Below are 18,269 nucleotides of genomic sequence, written 5' to 3'. Positions count from 1 at the left end.
TATCGACAACACTACCCGTCGGTCCGGTCTGCGGCCGGTCAACTCGCGAGCACCTCGGGCTCGATCGACTCGTCTTCCTGGTCCCGGAACTGACGGTGGTACAGATCCGCGTACAGCCCGTTCCGGGCGAGCAACTCGGCGTGTGTGCCACGCTCGACGATCCCGCCGTCGTCCACGACGAGGATCTGGTCGGCGTCGCGCACGGTGGAGAGCCGGTGCGCGATGACCAGCGCCGTGCGCCCTTCCAGCGCGGTGGTCAGCGCGCGCTGCACCGCCGCCTCCGACTCGGAGTCCAGGTGCGCGGTCGCCTCGTCGAGCACGACCACGCGCGGCGACTTGAGCAGCAGCCGGGCGATCGCCAGGCGCTGCTTCTCCCCGCCGGAGAGCCGGTGCCCGCGCTCACCGACCACGGTCTCCAGCCGATCCGGCAGCGCCGACACCAGGTCCCCGATGTTGGCCGCGCGCAGGGCCGCCCACAGTTCGTCGTCGGTCGCGTCCGGCTTGGCGTACAGCAGGTTGCCTCGGATCGTGTCGTGGAACATGTGCGAGTCCTGGGTCACCACGCCGACGGTGTCCCGCAACGAGGCGAGTGTCACATCGCGCACGTCGTGGCCACCGATCCGCACCGCGCCCTCGGTCGCGTCGTAGAGCCGGCCCACGAGCGAGGTGATCGTGGTCTTGCCCGCGCCCGAGGGGCCGACGAGCGCGATCACCTGGCCGGGCTCGGCCCGGAAGGACACGTCGCGCAACACCTGCTCGGGGCGCCGCCGATCGAGCACCGCGACGCTCTCCAGGGAGGCGAGCGACACCTCGTCGGCACCCGGGTAGGCGAACCCGACCGCGTCGAACTCGACCGCCGCCGCGTCCTTGGGCAGCGGCTTGGCGTCCGGCTTGTCGGCGATCATCGCCGGCAGGTCGAACACCTCGAAGACCCGCTCGAAGCTGACCAGCGCGGTCATCACGTCCACCCGCACGTTCGCGAGCGCGGTGAGCGGCCCGTACAACCGGCCGAGCAGCACGGTGAGCGCGACGAGCGTGCCGACGGTGAGCCTGCCGTCCACCGCCAGGTGACCGCCGATCAGGTACACGAGAGCGGTCGCCAGCGACGCGACCAGGGTGAGCGCGGTCGCGAAGACCCGGTTCACCAGCGCGATCCGGACCCCGATGTCGCGCACGTGCGCGGCCCGCCCGGAGAACAGCGCGTCCTCCTCGTCGGGCCGGCCGAAGATCTTGGCGAGCATCGCGCCGGAGACGTTGAACCGCTCGGTCATCACCGTCGACATCTCGGCGTTGAGCTGCATCTGCTCACGCGTCATGGCCTGCAACCGGCGGCCGATCCACTTCGCCGGCAGCAGGAACAACGGCAGCAGCACGAGCGAGATCAGGGTGATCTGCCAGGCGAGGTAGAACATCGTGCCGGCGACCAGGACCAGGCTCACCAGGTTGGCGACGACCCCCGCGAGGGTCGAGGTGAACGCGCGTTGCGCGGACAGTACGTCGTTGTTCAGGCGCGAGATCAGCGCGCCGGTCTGGGTCCGGGTGAAGAACGCGATCGGCTGGCGCTGCACGTGCGCGAACACCTGGCTGCGCAACTGATAGATCGAGCCCTCGCCGATCCGCGCCGAGTACCACCGCTCGGCGAGCCCGAAGCCGGCCGCGAGCAGCGCGATCCCCGCGACCACCATCGCGAGCACGGTCACCAGACCGCTGTCGCCCTTGAGCACCCCGTCGTCGACGATCCGCTGCGCGAGCAGCGGGGGCACGATGGTCAGCACCGCGCCGATCACGACGAGGATCAGATACACGGTGATCTGCCGGGCGAACGGTTTGGCGAATTCCCCCACCCGCCGCACGGTGCCCGGCGCGAGCTTTCGCTCGGTCACCGACGCGTCGCGGGTGTAGGACCGCAGGTTCACCCCCATCGGGCCGCCGCCGCTCATGATGCCTCGCTCCCGTACATACAAGTGATAAGACGAAATCCTGAGCCAACCTCAGCACTTCGTGTACAGGAACACCGGCACGGGCTCGGTTACTCCCGGGCACGCACCGGGCCGCGGCCGCCGGCGGCGGCCCGGTGTGACGCGAATCACCCCTCGGCCCCTACTCGCCGAGCCCCGCGAGGTCACGAAGCCGGCGGGCCTGCGCGGCGCGTTCGGCGGCACGCTGTTCGTCGTACGTCCGCGCCGCGGCACCCGCGAGCAGCGCCTTGGTCTCGATCACCGCGTCGCGCGGCGCGGCGAGGAGCGCGGCCACGAGGTCGCGCGCGGCGCCGTCGAGATCCTCGCGCGGCACCGCGAGCGTGGCCAGGCCCATCGCTACGGCCTCCTGGGCACCCACCCAGCGGCCGGTCACACAGATCTCCAGCGCGCGGGCGTAGCCCACGAGTTCGGTCAACGGCTTGGTCCCGGCCAGGTCGGGGACCAGGCCGAGGGCGGTCTCGCGCATCGAGAACTGCGCGTCGTCGGCGCAGACCCGCAGATCGCAGGCCAGCGCCAACTGGAACCCGGCGCCCACGGCGTGCCCCTGCACCGCGGCAACCGTGATCAGGTCCGGGCGGCGCCACCACGTGAACGCCTCCTGGAACGAGGCGATCGCCCCGTCGAGCTCCTCGTCCCCCGCGCCGGCCAGGCCGGCGAGGTCCTGTTCCCCCGGGATGCCCCCGCCGCCGGGGAACATCCGCCTGTCCAGACCCGCGGAGAAGGAGGCTCCCTCCGCGCACAGCAGCACGGCCCGAATGTCACCGGGCAGGTCGCGACCGACGGCGGCAAGCGCGCGCCAGAGCGCGGGAGTCTGCGCGTTGCGCCGATCGGGATTGGTGAGGGTCACCACCGCGAGCGAGCCCTCGGTCACGACCGAGAGGCCCTGCTTTTCCACATTGTCGAAATTTCCGCCAGTACCGCCATTGAGATCCGCCACCGCGTCCACGGTCCCTCCCGTGTTCGGGTCGCTTCCGGCAAACGACCACGCGCCCGACGTTACCGGTCGGTCACATGGTCGTTCGACGGTCTGTACCGTGGAGCCGTTCCTCCGGAGCGCGGCCTCAGGCCGAGGCGGACGCGGCGGTCTTTGCCTTGCCCCGCGTTGCCCCACCCCTGCCACGGAGGGTCACTCCGGACTCACTGAGCATCCGGTGCACGAAGCCGTAGGAACGGCCCGTCTCCTCCGCGAGGGCGCGGATGCTGGCACCGGAGTCGTACTTCTTCTTGAGGTCAGCCGCGAGCTGCTCGCGCGCGGCACCGGTAACCCGGCTGCCCTTCTTCAGAGTCTCGGCCACACGTGCCTCCTCGTAGGAAGTGCGCTCTGGAATCCCATGATCACCCCTGGGCCATGCCATGGCCAGTGATTCGACCAGGCCCGATGGCTTGATCGTCGCGGCGCGTGGCCTCGCGCACACAAAGATCACCCGACCGGAATCGCGCCTTCCCCTGCCGAATGCTTGACCGAATCCGATGTCCGTCCGCAAAGCCCCTGGTCACCCATGAGATTCGCGACCTTGCTCTGCGTCGCCGTCGGTTCTCATGACCGGAATCACCCACGTACCGGAACGATGGCTTCCCCTTGTGAGGGTTTCGTGGCGAAAAGGCGACGAGGGACGAAAGCGAACACCCCGCCGGGTTGCCATCCAAGGCAACCCGACGGGGTGTCGGTCGTTCGGGGTGTTACGCGAGCGCGACCAGGTCGGCGTAGTCCTCGTTCCACAGGTCCTCGACGCCGTCCGGGAGCAGGATGATCCGCTCCGGCTGAAGCGCCTCCACCGCGCCCTCGTCGTGCGTGACGAGCACGACCGCGCCCTCGTACGTGCGCAGCGCGTCCAGCACCTCGGCGCGGCTCGCGGGGTCGAGGTTGTTGGTCGGCTCGTCCAGCAGCAGCACGTTGGCCGCCGAGACCACCAGGGTCGCCAGCGCCAGGCGGGTCTTCTCGCCGCCGGAGAGCACACCGGCGGGCTTGTCCACGTCGTCGCCGGAGAACAGGAACGAGCCGAGCACCTTGCGCACCTCGACCAGGTCGAGGTCGGGCGCGGACGAGCGCATGTTCTCCAGGACCGAGCGCTCGGGGTCGAGCGTCTCGTGCTCCTGCGCGTAGTAGCCGAGCTGGAGGCCGTGGCCAGGCTCGATCTTGCCGGTGTCCGCGTCCTCGACGCCGCCGAGCAGGCGAAGGAGCGTGGTCTTGCCCGCGCCGTTGAGGCCGAGGATGACCACCCGCGAGCCCTTGTCGATCGCCAGGTCGACGTCGGTGAAGATCTCCAGCGAGCCGTACGACTTGGACAGGCCGGTCGCCATCAGCGGGGTCTTGCCGCACGGGGCCGGCTTCGGGAAGCGCAGCTTGGCGACCTTGTCCGACTTGCGCTCGCTCTCCAGTCCGGCGAGGAGCTTCTCGGCGCGCTTGGCCATGTTCTGCGCGGCGACGGTCTTGGTGGCCTTCGCGCGCATCTTGTCGGCCTGCGAGAAGAGCTGGCCGGCCTTCTTCTCGGCGTTGGAGCGCTCGCGCTTGCGGCGCCGCTCGTCGGTCTCGCGCTGGAGCTTGTAGGCGTTCCAGCCGACGTTGTAGAGGTCGATCGTGGTGCGGTTGCCGTCGAGGTAGAAGACCTTGTTGACGCACGCCTCCATCAGGCCGACATCGTGGCTGATCACGATGAAGCCGCCCTTGTACGTCTTGAGGAACTCGCGCAGCCACCCGATCGAGTCGGCGTCGAGGTGGTTGGTGGGCTCGTCGAGCAGGAGCGTGTCGGCGTCGGAGAACAGGATCCGGGCCAGTTCGACGCGGCGGCGCTGGCCACCGGAGAGGGTGTTCAGCTCCTGGCCCAGGATCCGGTCCGGCAGGCCCAGGCTCGCGGCGATGGTGGCCGCCTCGGCCTCGGCCGCGTAGCCGCCCTTGGTCAGGAACTCGGTCTCCAGGCGCGAATACTTGCGCATCGCCTTCGCGGCGGTGTCACCGCTCGCGCTGGCCATCAGGCCCTCGGCCTCACGCATGCCGGTCAACGCCACGTCCAGGCCGCGGGCGGACAGGATCCGGTCGCGGGCCAGCACGTCGAGGTCGCCGGTACGCGGGTCCTGCGGCAGGTAGCCGACCTCACCGGTGCGGGTGATCGTGCCGGACGCGGGCTGGGTCTCGCCGGCGAGGGTCTTGGTCAACGTGGTCTTGCCCGCGCCGTTGCGGCCGACCAGACCGATCCGGTCGCCGGCGGCCACCCGAAAGGAAACCGGCTCGAGCAGGATGCGGGCGCCGGCACGTAGTTCGACGTTGGTTGCATTGATCATGAAGGACTGGACTCCCGGTCGGGGACTGACGAAGACGGACGGTCGCGCGGGGCTCGCAGGGAAGCCGCACCGCTCTAGGGCCGCTCGCGGGGATATCCAGAGAAACCGACCATGGCGCCCAGTCTACGGGAGCCCTCCGCCCGCATTTCCGGGCGTCACAGGTCACAAAGCCGACGTCGGCCATAAAAACCCGGAAATGGGATATCGGTCACCCCACCTTCTCGCCCCCGGCCGGACTGATCGAGCGTCCTCAAACGCCGGCCGGGCTACGAATAGCCCGGCCGGCGTTTGAGCCCCCACTTTGAAGACCAAGCCAAATCAGCCCGGCCGGCGCTTGAGGCCAAGAGCCAACCCACGCTCAAGGCCACCCTGAAGACCAGGCCAAATCAGCCCGGCCGGCGCTTGAGGCCACCTCGGCCGAAGGCCGGGTCGAATCAGCCCGGCCGGCGCTTGAGGCCAAGAGCCAGCCCACGCTCAAGGCCACCCTGAAGACCAGGCCAAGTCAGCCCGGCCGGCGTTTGAGGCCACGCAGCCCGGCCGGCGCTTGAGGCCGCCCGATCAGCCGACGACTAGACGCGCACGGTCGACCAAGTCTTCGGCATAGGGAACCGCGGCGAGATGACGAGCCATCCGAGCCCGAGCCTCCCGCCCCCCGCCATCGGCGACAAGCAAGTCCGCCCAAGCCCCCGCCGCTTCCAACGAAGCCCGCGCACTGGCCGCAGCCGCCACCAGATAGGGCAACACGTCATCGTCCGCCCCATCCCGCACCGTACAGGCGAGCCGAATCAAATCCGCGGCCAGCGCAGCAATCCGCAGCGGCACCTCCACCTCCGCCCCGGCAGACGCGTGCCCGTTGACCCCGGCCCCCTCCGCATCGGCAACGCGCATGGCGCGCTCCCGCATCCGCCCCGCCTCCGCACGCGCCGCCCGCATCGTCTCCTCGGCGTCGGTGGTGTGCAGCGCCAACGCGGCCGACCGCTCGATCAGCGCGGCGGACTGGCCGGCTTGCACAGCGGCGGCCGAACCACGCACCCGGACGTCGGGACTGGCCAACCGGTCGAGATGTTCCCCGATGGTCTGTTCGCGCAACGGACCCTCCTCGCCAAGGACGAACGAAACGAACTGTCCCTGCCAGGTTGCCCGGCTCCACCGAATTGCGCCATTTATTGCGGCACTTGGTTTGAACGGGTCCGGACCGCCGTCATTCGACGGTCTTGACGTCGCACCAGACGACCTTGCCGTCCGGAACGGGATAGCTGCCCCATTCCTCGGCCATCGCCTCCACGAGCAACAGTCCGCGGCCGTGCTCGTCCAGCAGATCCACCGCGTCGCCCGGCTCGGGGGGCGCGGACTCGTTGTCGACGACCGCTATCCGAATCGAGTTCTCCCGGCGCAGCACGGCGATCGCCACCGTGCGACCCACCACCGAGTGCTGGACCGCGTTGGTCACCAGCTCCGACAGCAGCAGTTCGAGCGTGTCGAGCGGCCCGTCGGGGACGCGCTCCGCGAGCACGCGGCGCAGCGCGTGGCGGGCCCGGGGAACCGCCTCCACGGTGGCCGCAAGACGCAACGACATGAGCAGCGGACCGGCCGGGGACTCCCCGGGTCGCGGCGATGAGGCGATTTCGCCCACGTCTCCCCCTGTCTCCCCTGCTGACCCCACATGAGGCGGCCGGAGGCTTCGGTGACCTTTGCCCAAACTAGCCGCCCTTGTCGCCCCTGTTGGTGAGATCGACTTCTTTACCCCTGGTGAAACCTGGCGCGGGCCGGCGACGGACGCACGACGGCGCTCGACCGGCGCACGCGTGTGCGAAATGAGCCGTCGAGCGCCCGGGAAGCGGTTCCGTGCCTGCTCGGCGGGGTAGCGATTTCCGACAAAGACGACCTCCACCGAAGACCGGGCGAGCCGCAAGGGGACACGGCTCACACCCCACTCGGCGGCTCTCGGGGAACCAACCGATCCGCCGCTTCGTCCCGCAAGCAGACGGCAACGGCCCGGACAACCGGTGCCGGTTCGCCGCCCGGCCGCTAACGTCGGGGTTACCGACCGCGTCACGGAGGACCTGCATGCAGCCCCGGCTTCAGGCCACTCTGGCCGATTTCGTCCCCGCTCTGCGCTTCGTCGCACCCGAACTCGTCGCCGACTACCTCGAACACGACGATCTGCCCGCGGCGTGGTGGCTGAGCGTTCCCGTCGTGCGCGCCGCGGAGACCTTCGGCCGGGACGAGTTGCCCGGTCGGCTCGCCGACCTCGCGTACACGGAGCTGCGGCATCTGCGGCTCGGCGACCTGCTGCCGGGCGCGTGGCTCGCCCGCAACGGCTTCCGGTTGTCCCAGTGGCCCGACGGCGCGCGGACGAACGTCATGGTCCGCACGCCGGACTGGGCGGACCTGCTGACCACGACGGTGCGCGAGGTCGGCGACTGGACGCAGATCGGCACCTCGACGGTCCGGCCGCTGGTGGCCCGGCTGTTCGAGGAGGTGCTCGGGCTGCTCCCCGCCGACGACGAGTCGCTGGACGTGGACGCCGTCCTGGACGTACCGCCGGTCGCGCCGGCCGCACCCGAGCCCGAGGTCGCGGCCGAGCCCGAGCCGGCCCCGGAACCCGAACCGGCCGCGACCGCGGCGACGCCGACCGAGCCGCCGACCGACGCCGAGGCGACCGCCCCCGACGCCGACGCCGACGACCCGCACGACTGGGGCGACCTCGACGAGAACGAGTTGCGCACCGTCAAGCTGCCCGAACCGCTGACCGCCGAACTCGGCACGGTGGTGCGGTGGTTGGCCGAGCAGGCGCCCGACGTACCGCTGATGGCACAGCTCGCGCAGGTCACCCTGGAGACCGCCGCGGTCGTCGGCCTGGAGGAGGCCGACGAGGAGGTCCGCGCGGCCCTCACGGCGCTGCTCACGCAGGTCCCGTCCGGGCTGCGCGCGTCGCTGACCATGCCGTCGGCCCCGCTCGCCGCCCCGGAGCCGGCCGACGCCCCGGAGTCGACGCCCGCCCCCGAGCCGGCCGACGTGTTCGGCGAGGCGCCGCCGACACCGCACGGCTCGACCGGGCCCGGCGTGGACGCGTACGGCGAGATCCCGCCGACCACGCAGGCGAGCGTCCGGACGGTCCCGCCGCCGACGTCCGAACCCGAGCCGAAGCCGGACGTCAAGCGCGCGCCGCGGATCCGCACCGAGGACACCTCGGAAGACAAGCCCGAGGCGAGGCCCGTCGTGTCCGCCGAGCCCGCGACCGAGGGCGATCTGCCCGGCCTGGACGCGTTCGGCGAGACGCCGCCGTTGACCGTCGCGGACGTGCCGATCCCCAAGCTCAAGGACAGGAAAAAGGAGGCCGCCGCGGCCGACCGGTCGGCGAAGCCGGCCGAGCGGGGCGCCGAAGAGCCCGGCCTGGACGCGTTCGGCGAGGTGCCGCCCGCCACGGTCGGCGAGGTCCGGGCGGTCGCCGAGTCGAACACGCCGCGCACGCCGCAGGGTCTGGCCATCCCGCCGCGGCCGAGCCACCCGCCGCGCACCGCGTCGGCCGACGCGGACGTACCGTCGGTGCCCGCGCCGCCGGAGCACTCGGCCGTCCCGCGCACCAACCGCGGCACCAAGGCGGCGGCCGCCGACCCCGAGGCCACCGTCGAGATGGTCCCGGGCACGCTGGCGGCGCCCGAGGACGTCACGATGCTGGTCGACCGGCCGGTGCCGCGCTCCGGCGAACCCGGCGGCGGGGACCTGGAAGTGGTGCTGTCCTCGTGGTTCGTGACCGCCGAGCCGCGCCGCAAGGTGCTCGCGCGCGATCGGCTGTTCACCGACGCGCCACGCGAACTGGAGTCGCTGGCCGCGGAGTTCGGCACCACTCCGGCCGAGGTCAAGATCATGGAGCGGGACCTGCGGCGCACCCTCGACGAGCGGATCGCGCGCTCCGAGGGCGCGCCGGTGCGGGTGCACCTGAGCTTCGTCCGCGACCGGCTCGGCGTGCTGACCACGGTGGCCGAGCTGCGCGCGCTGCACGAGCGGCACACGGCGATCGTGCGGGGCCTGGACATCCAGGTCTGGCAGGTCCTGCGCGGCCTGCTCGGCCTGCACGCGTCGGTGGACGGCTGGCTCTCCGCCGCGCCGCTGGGCGAGCTGTCGGACCGGACCCAGAACACCCTCGACGCGGCGTGCGCGCACGGCCCGGTCCCGCTCCGGGCGCTGGAGCGCGACCTCGCCGCGATGGGCATCCGCGAGCCGCTCCAGGCCGCGTGGATCGCCCGGCTCGAAGGCTTCCAGATCGAGAACGGCCACGTGCTCTCCCGCTCGGCGGACACGCTGGAGCGACCCGCCCAGAAGCAGCAGCCGGCCGCGCCGATCGGCGACCCGTCCTGGACCGCGGGGTGCTTCCGCGAGGAGAGCGGCGCGTGGGCGTTCCGAGTGGACGTCTCCACCGGGATGCTCGAAGGGGAGCCGGTCAAGCTGCCGGCGGCGTTCGCGCAGTCCCTGGGCATCACCCCGGGCGGCCAGGTGCGGCTGCACCACGGGCACGGCCCCGCCGCCCTGCGCTGGGCCGACACGCCCTACCTGGTATCGCTGCGGGCCATCCTGGCGGGCCTGGCCGCGCACGACGGCGACATGGTCTTCATCTCGTCCATCCACCAGGGCCGCCTGGAGGCACGCCTGGTCCGCGGCGACGCGACCGTCCGCCTCCCCCGCTGGGCCCGCGCACTACGCCACACCGGCGTCGACCCGGTCCCCGAGCAGGTCAACCTCCCGGAACTCCTCGGCGCCCGCATCGGCCTCGACCCCGGCATCGACCTCAAGGCCGTCCTCCACCGCCTCCAACAACGCGGCGACACCGACGTCCTGGAACTCCTGGGCGTCACCCAACCCCGCCCATAGAAAAAAGCGCCGGCCGGGCTGTCAACACCAGCCCGACCAACGCTTGACCCCAATCAGCCCAACCGACGCTTGAGGCCAACCAACGCACGACCCAAGCCGCACCGCCCAACGCACGAGCCCAATCAGCCCGGCCGGCGCTTGAGGCCACCTCGGCCGAAGGCCGGGTCGATCAAGCCCGGCCGGCGTTTGAGGCCAAAAGCCCGGCCGGCGCTTGAGGCCACCTCGGCCGAAGGCCGGGTCGATCAAGCCCGGCCGGCGTTTGAGGCCAAAAGCCCGGCCGGCGCTTGAGGCCACCTCGGCCGAAGGCCGGGTCAATCAAGCCCGGCCGGCGCTTGAGGCCAAAAGCCCGGCCGGCGACTGAGGCCCTACAGGTTGAACCCAAGCGCCCGCAACTGCTCACGCCCGTCATCGGTGATCTTGTCCGGCCCCCACGGCGGCATCCACACCCAGTTGATCCGCATGTCCGCGACAATCCCCTCCGTCGCCGTACGGGTCTGGTCCTCGATGACATCGGTCAACGGACACGCCGCACTCGTGAGCGTCATGTCGATCGTCGCGATGTTCGCGTCGTCCACGTGGACGCCGTACACCAGGCCGAGGTCGACGACGTTGATCCCGAGCTCGGGGTCGACGACGTCGTACATCGCCTCGGTGACGTCCTCGGGCGTGGCCTGCGCCTTGGTGTCGGTCATTTCTGCCCTTCCGTCTCCAGCGCCTGCGCGGTCGCGTCCTTGAAGGCCATCCAGCCCAGCAGCGCGCACTTCACACGTGCCGGGTACTTGCTGACGCCGACGAACGCCACGGCGTCCTCCAGGACGTCCTCGTCCGGCTCGCCCTGCCCCTTGGACTGCATGAGCGCGAGAAACTCGTCGCCCGCGTGCAGAGCGTCCTCGATCGTGTGCCCGATCACCAGGTCGGTCATCACCGACGTGCTGGCCTGGCTGATCGAACAGCCCTGGCCCTCGTAGCTGACGTCGAGAACCTTCTCGCCGTCCAGCTTCACACGCAGGGTGACCTCGTCGCCACACGTCGGGTTGACGTGGTGCACCTCGGTGTCGAACGGGTCCCGCAGCCCCTTGTTATGGGGGTGGCGGTAGTGGTCCAGGATGATCTCCTGGTACATGCCGTCAAGCTTCATCTTCGCCTCCCACCCGTGTCAGCCGAAGAACCGACGGACATGTTCCAGACCGGCCACGAGCGCGTCGACCTCACCCGGCGTGGAGTAGAGGTAGAACGAGGCACGCGTGGTCGCCGGCACCTCGTAGCGCAGGCACACCGGTCGCGCGCAGTGGTGACCCACGCGGACCGCGATGCCCTGCTCGTCGAGCACCTGACCCACGTCGTGCGGGTGGATGTCGCCGAAGGTGAACGAGATGGCCGCACCGCGGGCGATGTTGTTCGCCGGACCGATGATCTTCAGGCCCTCGACACCGGCGAGGGCGTCGATCGCGTACCCGGTGAGCGCGTGCTCGTGGGCCGCGACCTTGTCCATGCCGATCGCCGACAGGTAGTCGATCGCCGCACCGAGCCCGACCGCTTCCGCGATCGGCGGGGTGCCGGCCTCGAACTTGTGCGGCGCGGGCGCGTACGTGGACGCGCTCATCGTCACGGTCTCGATCATCTCGCCGCCGCCCAGGAACGGCGGCAGCTCCTCCAGCAGGCCGAGCCGGCCCCACAGCACGCCGATGCCGGTCGGGCCGCACATCTTGTGCCCGGTGAAGGCGACGAAGTCGGCCTCCAGGGCCTGCACGTCGAGCACGACGTGCGGCGCGGCCTGCGACGCGTCGACCACCACGAGCGCGCCGACGTCGTGCGCGCGGCGCACGATCGGCTCCAGGTCGTTGACCGTGCCGAGGATGTTCGAGGTGTGCACGACCGAGACGACCTTGGTGTCCTCGGTGATCACCTGCTCGATGTTCGACAGGTCGAGCCGGCCGTCGTCGGTCAGACCGAACCACTTGAGCTTCGCGCCGGTGCGCTGCGCGAGCAGCTGCCACGGGACGATGTTCGAGTGGTGCTCCATCTCGGTGATCACCACGTCGGCGCCCGCGCCGACCCGGAACGGCTCGTCCGCCCAGGTCAGCATGTTCGCGACGAGGTTGATCGCCTCGGAGGAGTTCTTCGTGAAGATGACCTCGTCCCGGCTGGGCGCGTTGATGAACGTCGCGACCTTGTCCCGGGCGCCCTCGTACAGCGCGGTGGCCTCTTCGGCCAGCACGTGCACGCCGCGGTGCACGTTCGCGTTGCTGTTGGCGTAGTAGTGCGTCATGGCGTCGATCACCTGACGCGGGGTCTGCGACGTCGCCGCGTTGTCCAGGTAGACAAGCGGCTTGTCGCTGTGCAGGAGCCGTTCGAGGATCGGGAAATCCTTGCGGATCGCGTCGGTGTCGAGCAGCCCCGGCAGGTGCACTGTCATGCAGACTCTCCCTTGGCACTGACGCCCGTGTAGGCCTCGTAGCCCTCGTCCTCCAGCTTGTCGGCGAGCTCGGCGCCGCCGGACTCGACGATCCGGCCGCCGTTGAAGACGTGCACGTGGTCGGGCTTGATGTACTTCAGGATGCGCGTGTAGTGGGTGATCAGCAGGGTGCCGATCTCGCCGGTGGCCTGCACGCGGTTGACGCCCTCGGACACCACGCGCAGCGCGTCGACGTCCAGACCCGAGTCGGTCTCGTCGAGGATCGCGATCTTCGGGCGAAGCAGCTCCAGCTGGAGGATCTCGTGGCGCTTCTTCTCACCCCCGGAGAAACCCTCGTTGACGTTGCGCTCGGCGAACGCGGGGTCCATCTGGAGGCGCTGCATGGCCTCCTTGACTTCCTTGATCCACAGCCGCAGCTTGGGGGCCTCGCCACGGGTGGCGGTGGCCGCGGTGCGCAGGAAGTTGGACACCGAGACGCCGGCGACCTCGACGGGGTACTGCATCGCGAGGAACAGGCCGGCGCGGGCCCGCTCGTCGACGGACATCGACAGCACGTCCTCGCCGTCGAGCAGCACGCTGCCGCCGGTGACCTTGTACTTCGGGTGACCCGCGACCGAGTACGCCAGCGTCGACTTGCCCGAGCCGTTCGGGCCCATGATGGCGTGGGTCTCGCCCTGCTTCACGGTCAGGTCGACGCCGCGCAGGATCTCGCGCGGACCGTTCTCGGCGTCCACACTGACGTGCAGGTCGCGGATCTCAAGCGTTGCCATAACGGACTCAGGACTCCTGGTTCACATCGACAAAGACGGCTCCGCCGTCGATCTTCACGGGGTACACGGGGACCGGCAGATTTGCCGGGGGACCCGAAGGGCGGCCGGTGCGCAGATCGAAGCGCGAGCCGTGCAGCCAGCACTCGATGGCGCAGTCCTCGACCTCGCCCTCGGAGAGCGACACGTTGGCGTGCGAGCACACGTCGTTGATCGCGTACACATCGCCCTCGGTGCGCACGAGAGTCACCGGAATCTCGTCGAGCACGACGCGCAGGGGCGTGTCCTCGTGCAGATCCGTCTCGGCGCAGGCCTTGAGATAACTCATCGGGCGCCGCCTTCGAGGCGGGCCTCGATCTGCGTCATCAGGCGCTCTTCCAGTTCGGCGATACCGACCCGGGCGATGATCTCGGCGAAGAAGCCGCGCACCACCAGGCGGCGGGCCTCGTCGGCCGGGATGCCGCGCGACTGCAGGTAGAAGAGCTGCTCGTCGTCGAAGCGCCCGGTCGCGCTCGCGTGCCCGGCGCCGGCGATCTCGCCGGTCTCGATCTCCAGGTTGGGGACCGAGTCGGCGCGCGCGCCGTCGGTGAGCACGAGGTTGCGGTTGAGTTCGTAGGTGTCGGTGCCCTGCGCGGCCGCGCGGATGAGCACGTCGCCGATCCACACCGTGTGCGCGTCGGCACCCTGGAGCGCGCCCTTGTAGGTCACCAGGCTGCGGCACTGCGGCACGTCGTGGTCGATGAACAACCGGTGTTCGAGGTGCTGGCCGGCGTCGGCGAAGTACACGCCGTACAGCTCGGCGTCGCCGCCCGGGCCGTCGTAGACCACGCGCGGGAACAGCCGAACGAGGTCGCCGCCGAGCGTGACCACCACGGAGGTGAAGGACGCGTCGCGGCCCACGCGGGTCAGATGCGACCCCACGTGCACGGACTCGGCGTCCCAGTCCTGGATCGAGACGACCTTGAGCTTGGCGCCTTCGGCGACGATGAACTCGACGTTCTGCGCGTAGGTCGCGGAACCGCTGTGGTCGAGCACGACCGTGGCCTCGGCGAACCGCTCGACCGAGATCGTGACGTGCCCGAACGCGGTGCCGCCGGCTCCGTGCAGGGCGACCACGACCGGCTCGGCGAGCTGCGTGTCCTTGGCGACGGTGATCAGCGTCGCCTTCTCGAACGCGCTGTACGCCTGCGCGGCGACGCGGTCGACCGGCGGGCCGGCCGTGCCGATGCGCGGGTCCGTGCGGTCGACGGTCTCGACGGCCACGCCCTCGGGCGCGGTCACCGAGACGGTGACCTCGCCCAGGTCGCCGGCGCCGGCGGTGCCGTCGTGCAGGCCGCGGAGGCGGGCCAGCGGGGTGAACCGCCAGTCCTCCTCACGGCCGGTGGGCACCGCGAAGTCGGCCACGTCGTACGACGCGGCGGCGACCTGTCGGGCGTCAGCCGGCTGGGCGACCGAGCGCCCGGTGCCGGGGCCGGCGAGTTCGTTCGCGGCCCCGGACTCGCGCACGGCGATCGAGCCGGCGGTCGTGCTACCGGGGTTGTTGGTGTTCGCAGCCATGGACTAGCCCACAGCCCCTTCCATCTGAAGCTCGATCAGGCGGTTCAGTTCGAGGGCGTACTCCATGGGGAGTTCGCGCGCGATGGGCTCGACGAACCCGCGCACGATCATCGCCATGGCCTCGTCCTCGGTCATGCCGCGGCTCATGAGGTAGAACATCTGGTCTTCGGAGACCTTCGAGACGGTCGCCTCGTGGCCCATCGACACGTCGTCCTCGCGGACGTCGACGTACGGGTAGGTGTCCGAGCGGCTGATCGTGTCGACCAGGAGCGCGTCGCACTTGACCGACGAGGTCGAGCCGTGCGCGCCTTCCTCGATCTGGACCAGACCGCGGTAGGACGTGCGGCCACCGCCGCGCGCGACCGACTTGGACACGATGTTGGACGACGTGTTCGGGGCGCAGTGCACCATCTTCGAACCGGCGTCCTGGTGCTGGCCCTCGCCCGCGAAGGCGATCGACAGCGTCTCGCCCTTGGCGTGCTCGCCGAGCAGCCACACGGCCGGGTACTTCATGGTGACCTTGGAACCGATGTTGCCGTCGATCCACTCCATCGTCGCGCCCTCGTGGGCCACGGCGCGCTTGGTCACCAGGTTGTACACGTTGTTCGACCAGTTTTGGATGGTCGTGTAGCGCACCCGGGCGTTCTTCTTGACGACGATCTCGACGACGGCCGAGTGCAGCGAGTCCGACTTGTAGATCGGCGCGGTGCAGCCCTCGACGTAGTGCACGTGGCTGCCCTCGTCGGCGATGATCAGCGTCCGCTCGAACTGACCCATGTTTTCCGTGTTGATCCGGAAGTAGGCCTGGAGCGGGATCTCCACGTGCACGCCCGGCGGGACGTAGATGAACGAGCCACCCGACCACACGGCGGTGTTCAGCGCGGAGAACTTGTTGTCGCCGGTCGGGATGACCGACCCGAAGTATTCCTTGAACAGCTCCGGGTGCTCGCGCAGCCCGGTGTCCGTGTCGAGGAAGATGACGCCCTGCTCCGCCAGGTCCTCGCGGATCTGGTGGTAGACGACCTCCGACTCGTACTGCGCGGCGACGCCCGCGACGAGGCGCTGCTTCTCCGCCTCCGGGATGCCGAGCCGGTCGTACGTGTTCTTGATGTCCTCGGGCAGGTCCTCCCACGAGGCGGCCTGCTTCTCGGTCGAGCGCACGAAGTACTTGATGTTGTCGAAGTCGATGCCCGAGAGGTCGGAGCCCCAGGTCGGCATCGGCTTCTTGCCGAAGAGCCGAAGGCCCTTCATGCGCTGCTTCAACATCCACTCGGGCTCGGACTTCTTCGCCGAGATGTCCGCGACGACCTCCTCGGAGATTCCGCGGCGCGCGTTCGTGCCGGCGGTGTCCGAGTCGGCCCAGCCGTACTCGTAGGTGCCCAGACCCTCAAGCTCTGGGCGAGCGTCGGTGGTCATGAAGTAGTCCTCCCGGAAGCCGGGGTGGCGTCGGTCGATTCCCGCGGACGGGAAGGGCCCCGGCGCGGCGGATTCTTGTCTTCGGTGTTCGTCCGGCCGGACGAGCCGGCCGGTTCAGCCTGTACAGCAGGAACGTGCGTCGTGCAGACGCCGTCGCCGTGGGCGATGGTCGCCAGCCGTTGCACGTGCGTGCCGAGAAGGCGCGCGAACACCTCGGCCTCGGCCTCGCAGAGCTGCGGAAACCGCTCGGCGACGTGTGCCACCGGACAGTGGTGCTGGCAAAGCTGCTCTCCGCCGGGTGCAGGCCGCGCACTCGCGGCATACCCATCGGCGGACAGCGCCTCGGCCAGCGCTCGGGCCCGCTCCCCGGGGGGCGCGGACTCGACCGAGGGACGATACCTCTCCTCGCGGGCGGCAAGCCGCTCGCGGGCAAATTTCGTCACGGCCTCGTCGCCGAGATGTTCGGCGACGAAGCCGAGGGCCTCGGCCGCCAGCTCGTCGTACTCCTGGTGGAAACCGGAGCGACCGGCGTCGGTGAGCGCGAACACCTTGGCCGGGCGACCCCGGCTTCGGCGCCCGTAGACGCGCTGCTCGGTGGCCTCGACGACGCCCTCGGCCACGAGTGCGTCCAAATGGCGACGCACTCCCGCCGGGGTCAGCTCCAGTCGCTCGGCCAGGTCCGCCGCGGTGGACGGGCCGTGGTCGACGATCGAGCGCGTGACCCGGTGCCGGGTGCCCTCGTGGCCGTCATGCTCGGACGTGCCGACACCCGGGGCGGTTGTCCGCCTCGACGCCTCTTCACCCGTCCGCATGTATTCCACAACACCATTGTTGCGTTAATCGACCCCCAGGCCAAACTCCGTCCACGTGGAGTCCATCACTTAGGTGTACCTAACATCACACCGGTGAGTACACGCGGGCTGACCTGCGGATTTTCCTGACGCCCCGTCAGGTGTGCGTGATGTCGGCGACCCCGGCACGAGAGGCGCCGAGAGCTTTCTAGACTGACTCGTCATGGACTCCCCGCCCCCAGCAGTCGCCATCACGGGCCTGGTCAAGCGCTACGGCGCGAAGACCGCCGTGGACGGGCTCTCGCTCACCGTCGAACGCGGCACGGTGACCGCCGTGCTCGGTCCGAACGGCGCCGGGAAGACCAGCACGATCGAGATCTGCGAAGGCTACCGGCGCGCCGACGCGGGCGAGGTCCGGGTGCTCGGCCTGGACCCGGCCCGCGACGCGAGCGCGTTGCGGCCGCGGATCGGGGTGATGTTGCAGTCGGGGGGCGTGTACTCGGGAGCGCGCGCCGAGGAGATGCTGCGGCACGTCGCGCGGCTGCACGCGCATCCGCTGGACGTCGCGATGCTGATCGAGCGGCTCGGGTTGGGCTCGTGCGGTCGGACCACGTACCGACGCCTGTCCGGCGGGCAGCAGCAGCGCCTCGCGCTCGCGCTCGCCGTGGTCGGCCGCCCCGAGCTGGTGTTCCTGGACGAGCCGACCGCCGGGCTCGACCCGCACGCGCGGCACGCGACCTGGGAGCTGGTGCGCGAGCTGCGTACGGACGGGGTGAGCGTCGTGCTGACCACGCATCTGATGGACGAGGCCGAGAAGCTCGCCGACGACGTCGCGATCGTGGACCGCGGGCGGGTGATCGCGTTCGGGTCGCCGGAGGCGCTGTGCCACGACGGCGCGGAGAACTCGCTGCGCTTCTCCGGACCGCCCGGGCTCGACCTGGGCTCGCTGCTGAACGCGCTGCCGGAAGGCGCGAAGGCGCTGGAGGTGTCCCGCGGGGCGTACCGGATCGAGGGCCACATCGACCCGCAACTCCTGGCGACCGTCACCTCGTGGTGCGCGCAGCACGGGGTGATGCCGGAGCGGCTGACCGTGGAACGACGCAGCCTGGAGGACGTGTTCATGGAGCTGACCGGACGGGAGCTGCGGAGTTGAGCGCGGTGGAGGAAGGGACGATCGCGCCGCGGGGGACCT

Annotated in this window: 16 protein-coding genes; 2 read left to right on the top strand and 14 right to left on the bottom strand. The window is 70.3% G+C overall.

The genetic code is table 11. From position 1 onward, the window contains the following. Window positions 1–38 precede the first annotated feature (38 nt). The 6 genes from OG928_RS25305 to OG928_RS25280 all read right to left on the bottom strand — a co-directional run bounded on the left by OG928_RS25305 (window position 39) and on the right by OG928_RS25280 (window position 6,834). Window positions 39–1,940, bottom strand: coding sequence for an ABC transporter ATP-binding protein (locus OG928_RS25305; RefSeq protein WP_406287676.1), 1,902 nt, complete (start codon window positions 1,938–1,940; stop codon window positions 39–41). A gap of 160 nt (window positions 1,941–2,100) precedes the next feature. Further along, window positions 2,101–2,874: an enoyl-CoA hydratase/isomerase family protein gene (locus OG928_RS25300; RefSeq protein WP_406287673.1), complete on the bottom strand. Its 774-nt coding sequence runs from the start codon at window positions 2,872–2,874 to the stop codon at window positions 2,101–2,103. A gap of 166 nt (window positions 2,875–3,040) precedes the next feature. Then, window positions 3,041–3,274 carry a helix-turn-helix domain-containing protein gene (locus tag OG928_RS25295; RefSeq protein WP_406287670.1) on the bottom strand — a complete coding sequence of 78 codons (234 nt, stop codon included), beginning with the start codon at window positions 3,272–3,274 and terminating at the stop codon, window positions 3,041–3,043. A 385-nt stretch (window positions 3,275–3,659) separates the two neighbouring features. Beyond that, a complete protein-coding gene (locus OG928_RS25290; protein ID WP_406287668.1) occupies window positions 3,660–5,258 on the bottom strand; it encodes an ABC-F family ATP-binding cassette domain-containing protein in 1,599 nt (532 codons plus the stop codon). A gap of 558 nt (window positions 5,259–5,816) precedes the next feature. Then, window positions 5,817–6,347, bottom strand: coding sequence for a hypothetical protein (locus OG928_RS25285; RefSeq protein WP_406287666.1), 531 nt, complete (start codon window positions 6,345–6,347; stop codon window positions 5,817–5,819). Window positions 6,348–6,459: 112 nt separating this feature from the next. Beyond that, window positions 6,460–6,834, bottom strand: a complete 375-nt coding sequence (locus OG928_RS25280; protein WP_406287664.1) for an ATP-binding protein — start codon at window positions 6,832–6,834, stop codon at window positions 6,460–6,462. A gap of 491 nt (window positions 6,835–7,325) precedes the next feature. Between OG928_RS25280 and OG928_RS25275 the strand changes: the two genes are divergently transcribed. After that, on the top strand, window positions 7,326–10,130 hold the full coding sequence (locus tag OG928_RS25275) for a hypothetical protein (RefSeq protein ID WP_406287662.1): 2,805 nt from the start codon (window positions 7,326–7,328) through the stop codon (window positions 10,128–10,130). A 365-nt stretch (window positions 10,131–10,495) separates the two neighbouring features. Here the strand turns inward: OG928_RS25275 and OG928_RS25270 are convergent, their stop codons facing one another. Genes OG928_RS25270 through OG928_RS25235 form a run of 8 tightly spaced genes read right to left on the bottom strand, consistent with a single transcriptional unit; the run spans window position 10,496 to window position 17,098 of the window. Beyond that, window positions 10,496–10,822, bottom strand: coding sequence for a metal-sulfur cluster assembly factor (locus tag OG928_RS25270; RefSeq protein ID WP_406287660.1), 327 nt, complete (start codon window positions 10,820–10,822; stop codon window positions 10,496–10,498). After that, window positions 10,819–11,268: a Fe-S cluster assembly sulfur transfer protein SufU gene (sufU, locus tag OG928_RS25265; protein WP_406287657.1), complete on the bottom strand. Its 450-nt coding sequence runs from the start codon at window positions 11,266–11,268 to the stop codon at window positions 10,819–10,821. The genes OG928_RS25270 and sufU overlap by 4 nt, the downstream gene beginning before the upstream one ends. 18 nt (window positions 11,269–11,286) lie before the next feature. Beyond that, complete coding sequence (locus OG928_RS25260; RefSeq protein ID WP_406287655.1) at window positions 11,287–12,546, bottom strand: cysteine desulfurase; 1,260 nt, start codon at window positions 12,544–12,546, stop codon at window positions 11,287–11,289. Then, window positions 12,543–13,316, bottom strand: a complete 774-nt coding sequence (gene sufC / locus OG928_RS25255) for a Fe-S cluster assembly ATPase SufC (protein WP_406287653.1) — start codon at window positions 13,314–13,316, stop codon at window positions 12,543–12,545. Before sufC ends, OG928_RS25260 begins: the two co-directional genes overlap by 4 nt. Before the next feature lie 7 nt (window positions 13,317–13,323). Beyond that, entirely contained in the window at window positions 13,324–13,641 is a 318-nt protein-coding gene (locus OG928_RS25250) for a non-heme iron oxygenase ferredoxin subunit (RefSeq protein ID WP_406287651.1), read from the bottom strand. Continuing rightward, window positions 13,638–14,870: a Fe-S cluster assembly protein SufD gene (gene sufD, locus OG928_RS25245; RefSeq protein WP_406287650.1), complete on the bottom strand. Its 1,233-nt coding sequence runs from the start codon at window positions 14,868–14,870 to the stop codon at window positions 13,638–13,640. The genes OG928_RS25250 and sufD overlap by 4 nt, the downstream gene beginning before the upstream one ends. Before the next feature lie 3 nt (window positions 14,871–14,873). Continuing rightward, the gene (sufB, locus tag OG928_RS25240; protein WP_406287647.1) at window positions 14,874–16,286 is read right to left on the bottom strand and encodes a Fe-S cluster assembly protein SufB; all 1,413 of its coding nucleotides are present in this window, start codon (window positions 16,284–16,286) and stop codon (window positions 14,874–14,876) included. Beyond that, window positions 16,283–17,098 (bottom strand): helix-turn-helix transcriptional regulator, encoded by an 816-nt coding sequence (locus OG928_RS25235; protein WP_406287645.1) that lies wholly within the window; start codon window positions 17,096–17,098, stop codon window positions 16,283–16,285. The genes sufB and OG928_RS25235 overlap by 4 nt, the downstream gene beginning before the upstream one ends. Before the next feature lie 202 nt (window positions 17,099–17,300). On the opposite strand from OG928_RS25235, the gene OG928_RS25230 reads away from it, so the two are divergent. Continuing rightward, window positions 17,301–18,230 (top strand): ABC transporter ATP-binding protein, encoded by a 930-nt coding sequence (locus OG928_RS25230; RefSeq protein WP_406287642.1) that lies wholly within the window; start codon window positions 17,301–17,303, stop codon window positions 18,228–18,230. The last annotated feature ends 39 nt before the right edge of the window (window positions 18,231–18,269 follow it).

Origin of the sequence: Embleya sp. NBC_00896 (genome assembly GCF_045207785.1) — a bacterium.
Taxonomy (GTDB): domain Bacteria; phylum Actinomycetota; class Actinomycetes; order Streptomycetales; family Streptomycetaceae; genus Embleya.
Note: the sequence above shows the minus strand (reverse complement) of the source record. Positions and strands in the feature narration are given on the sequence as shown.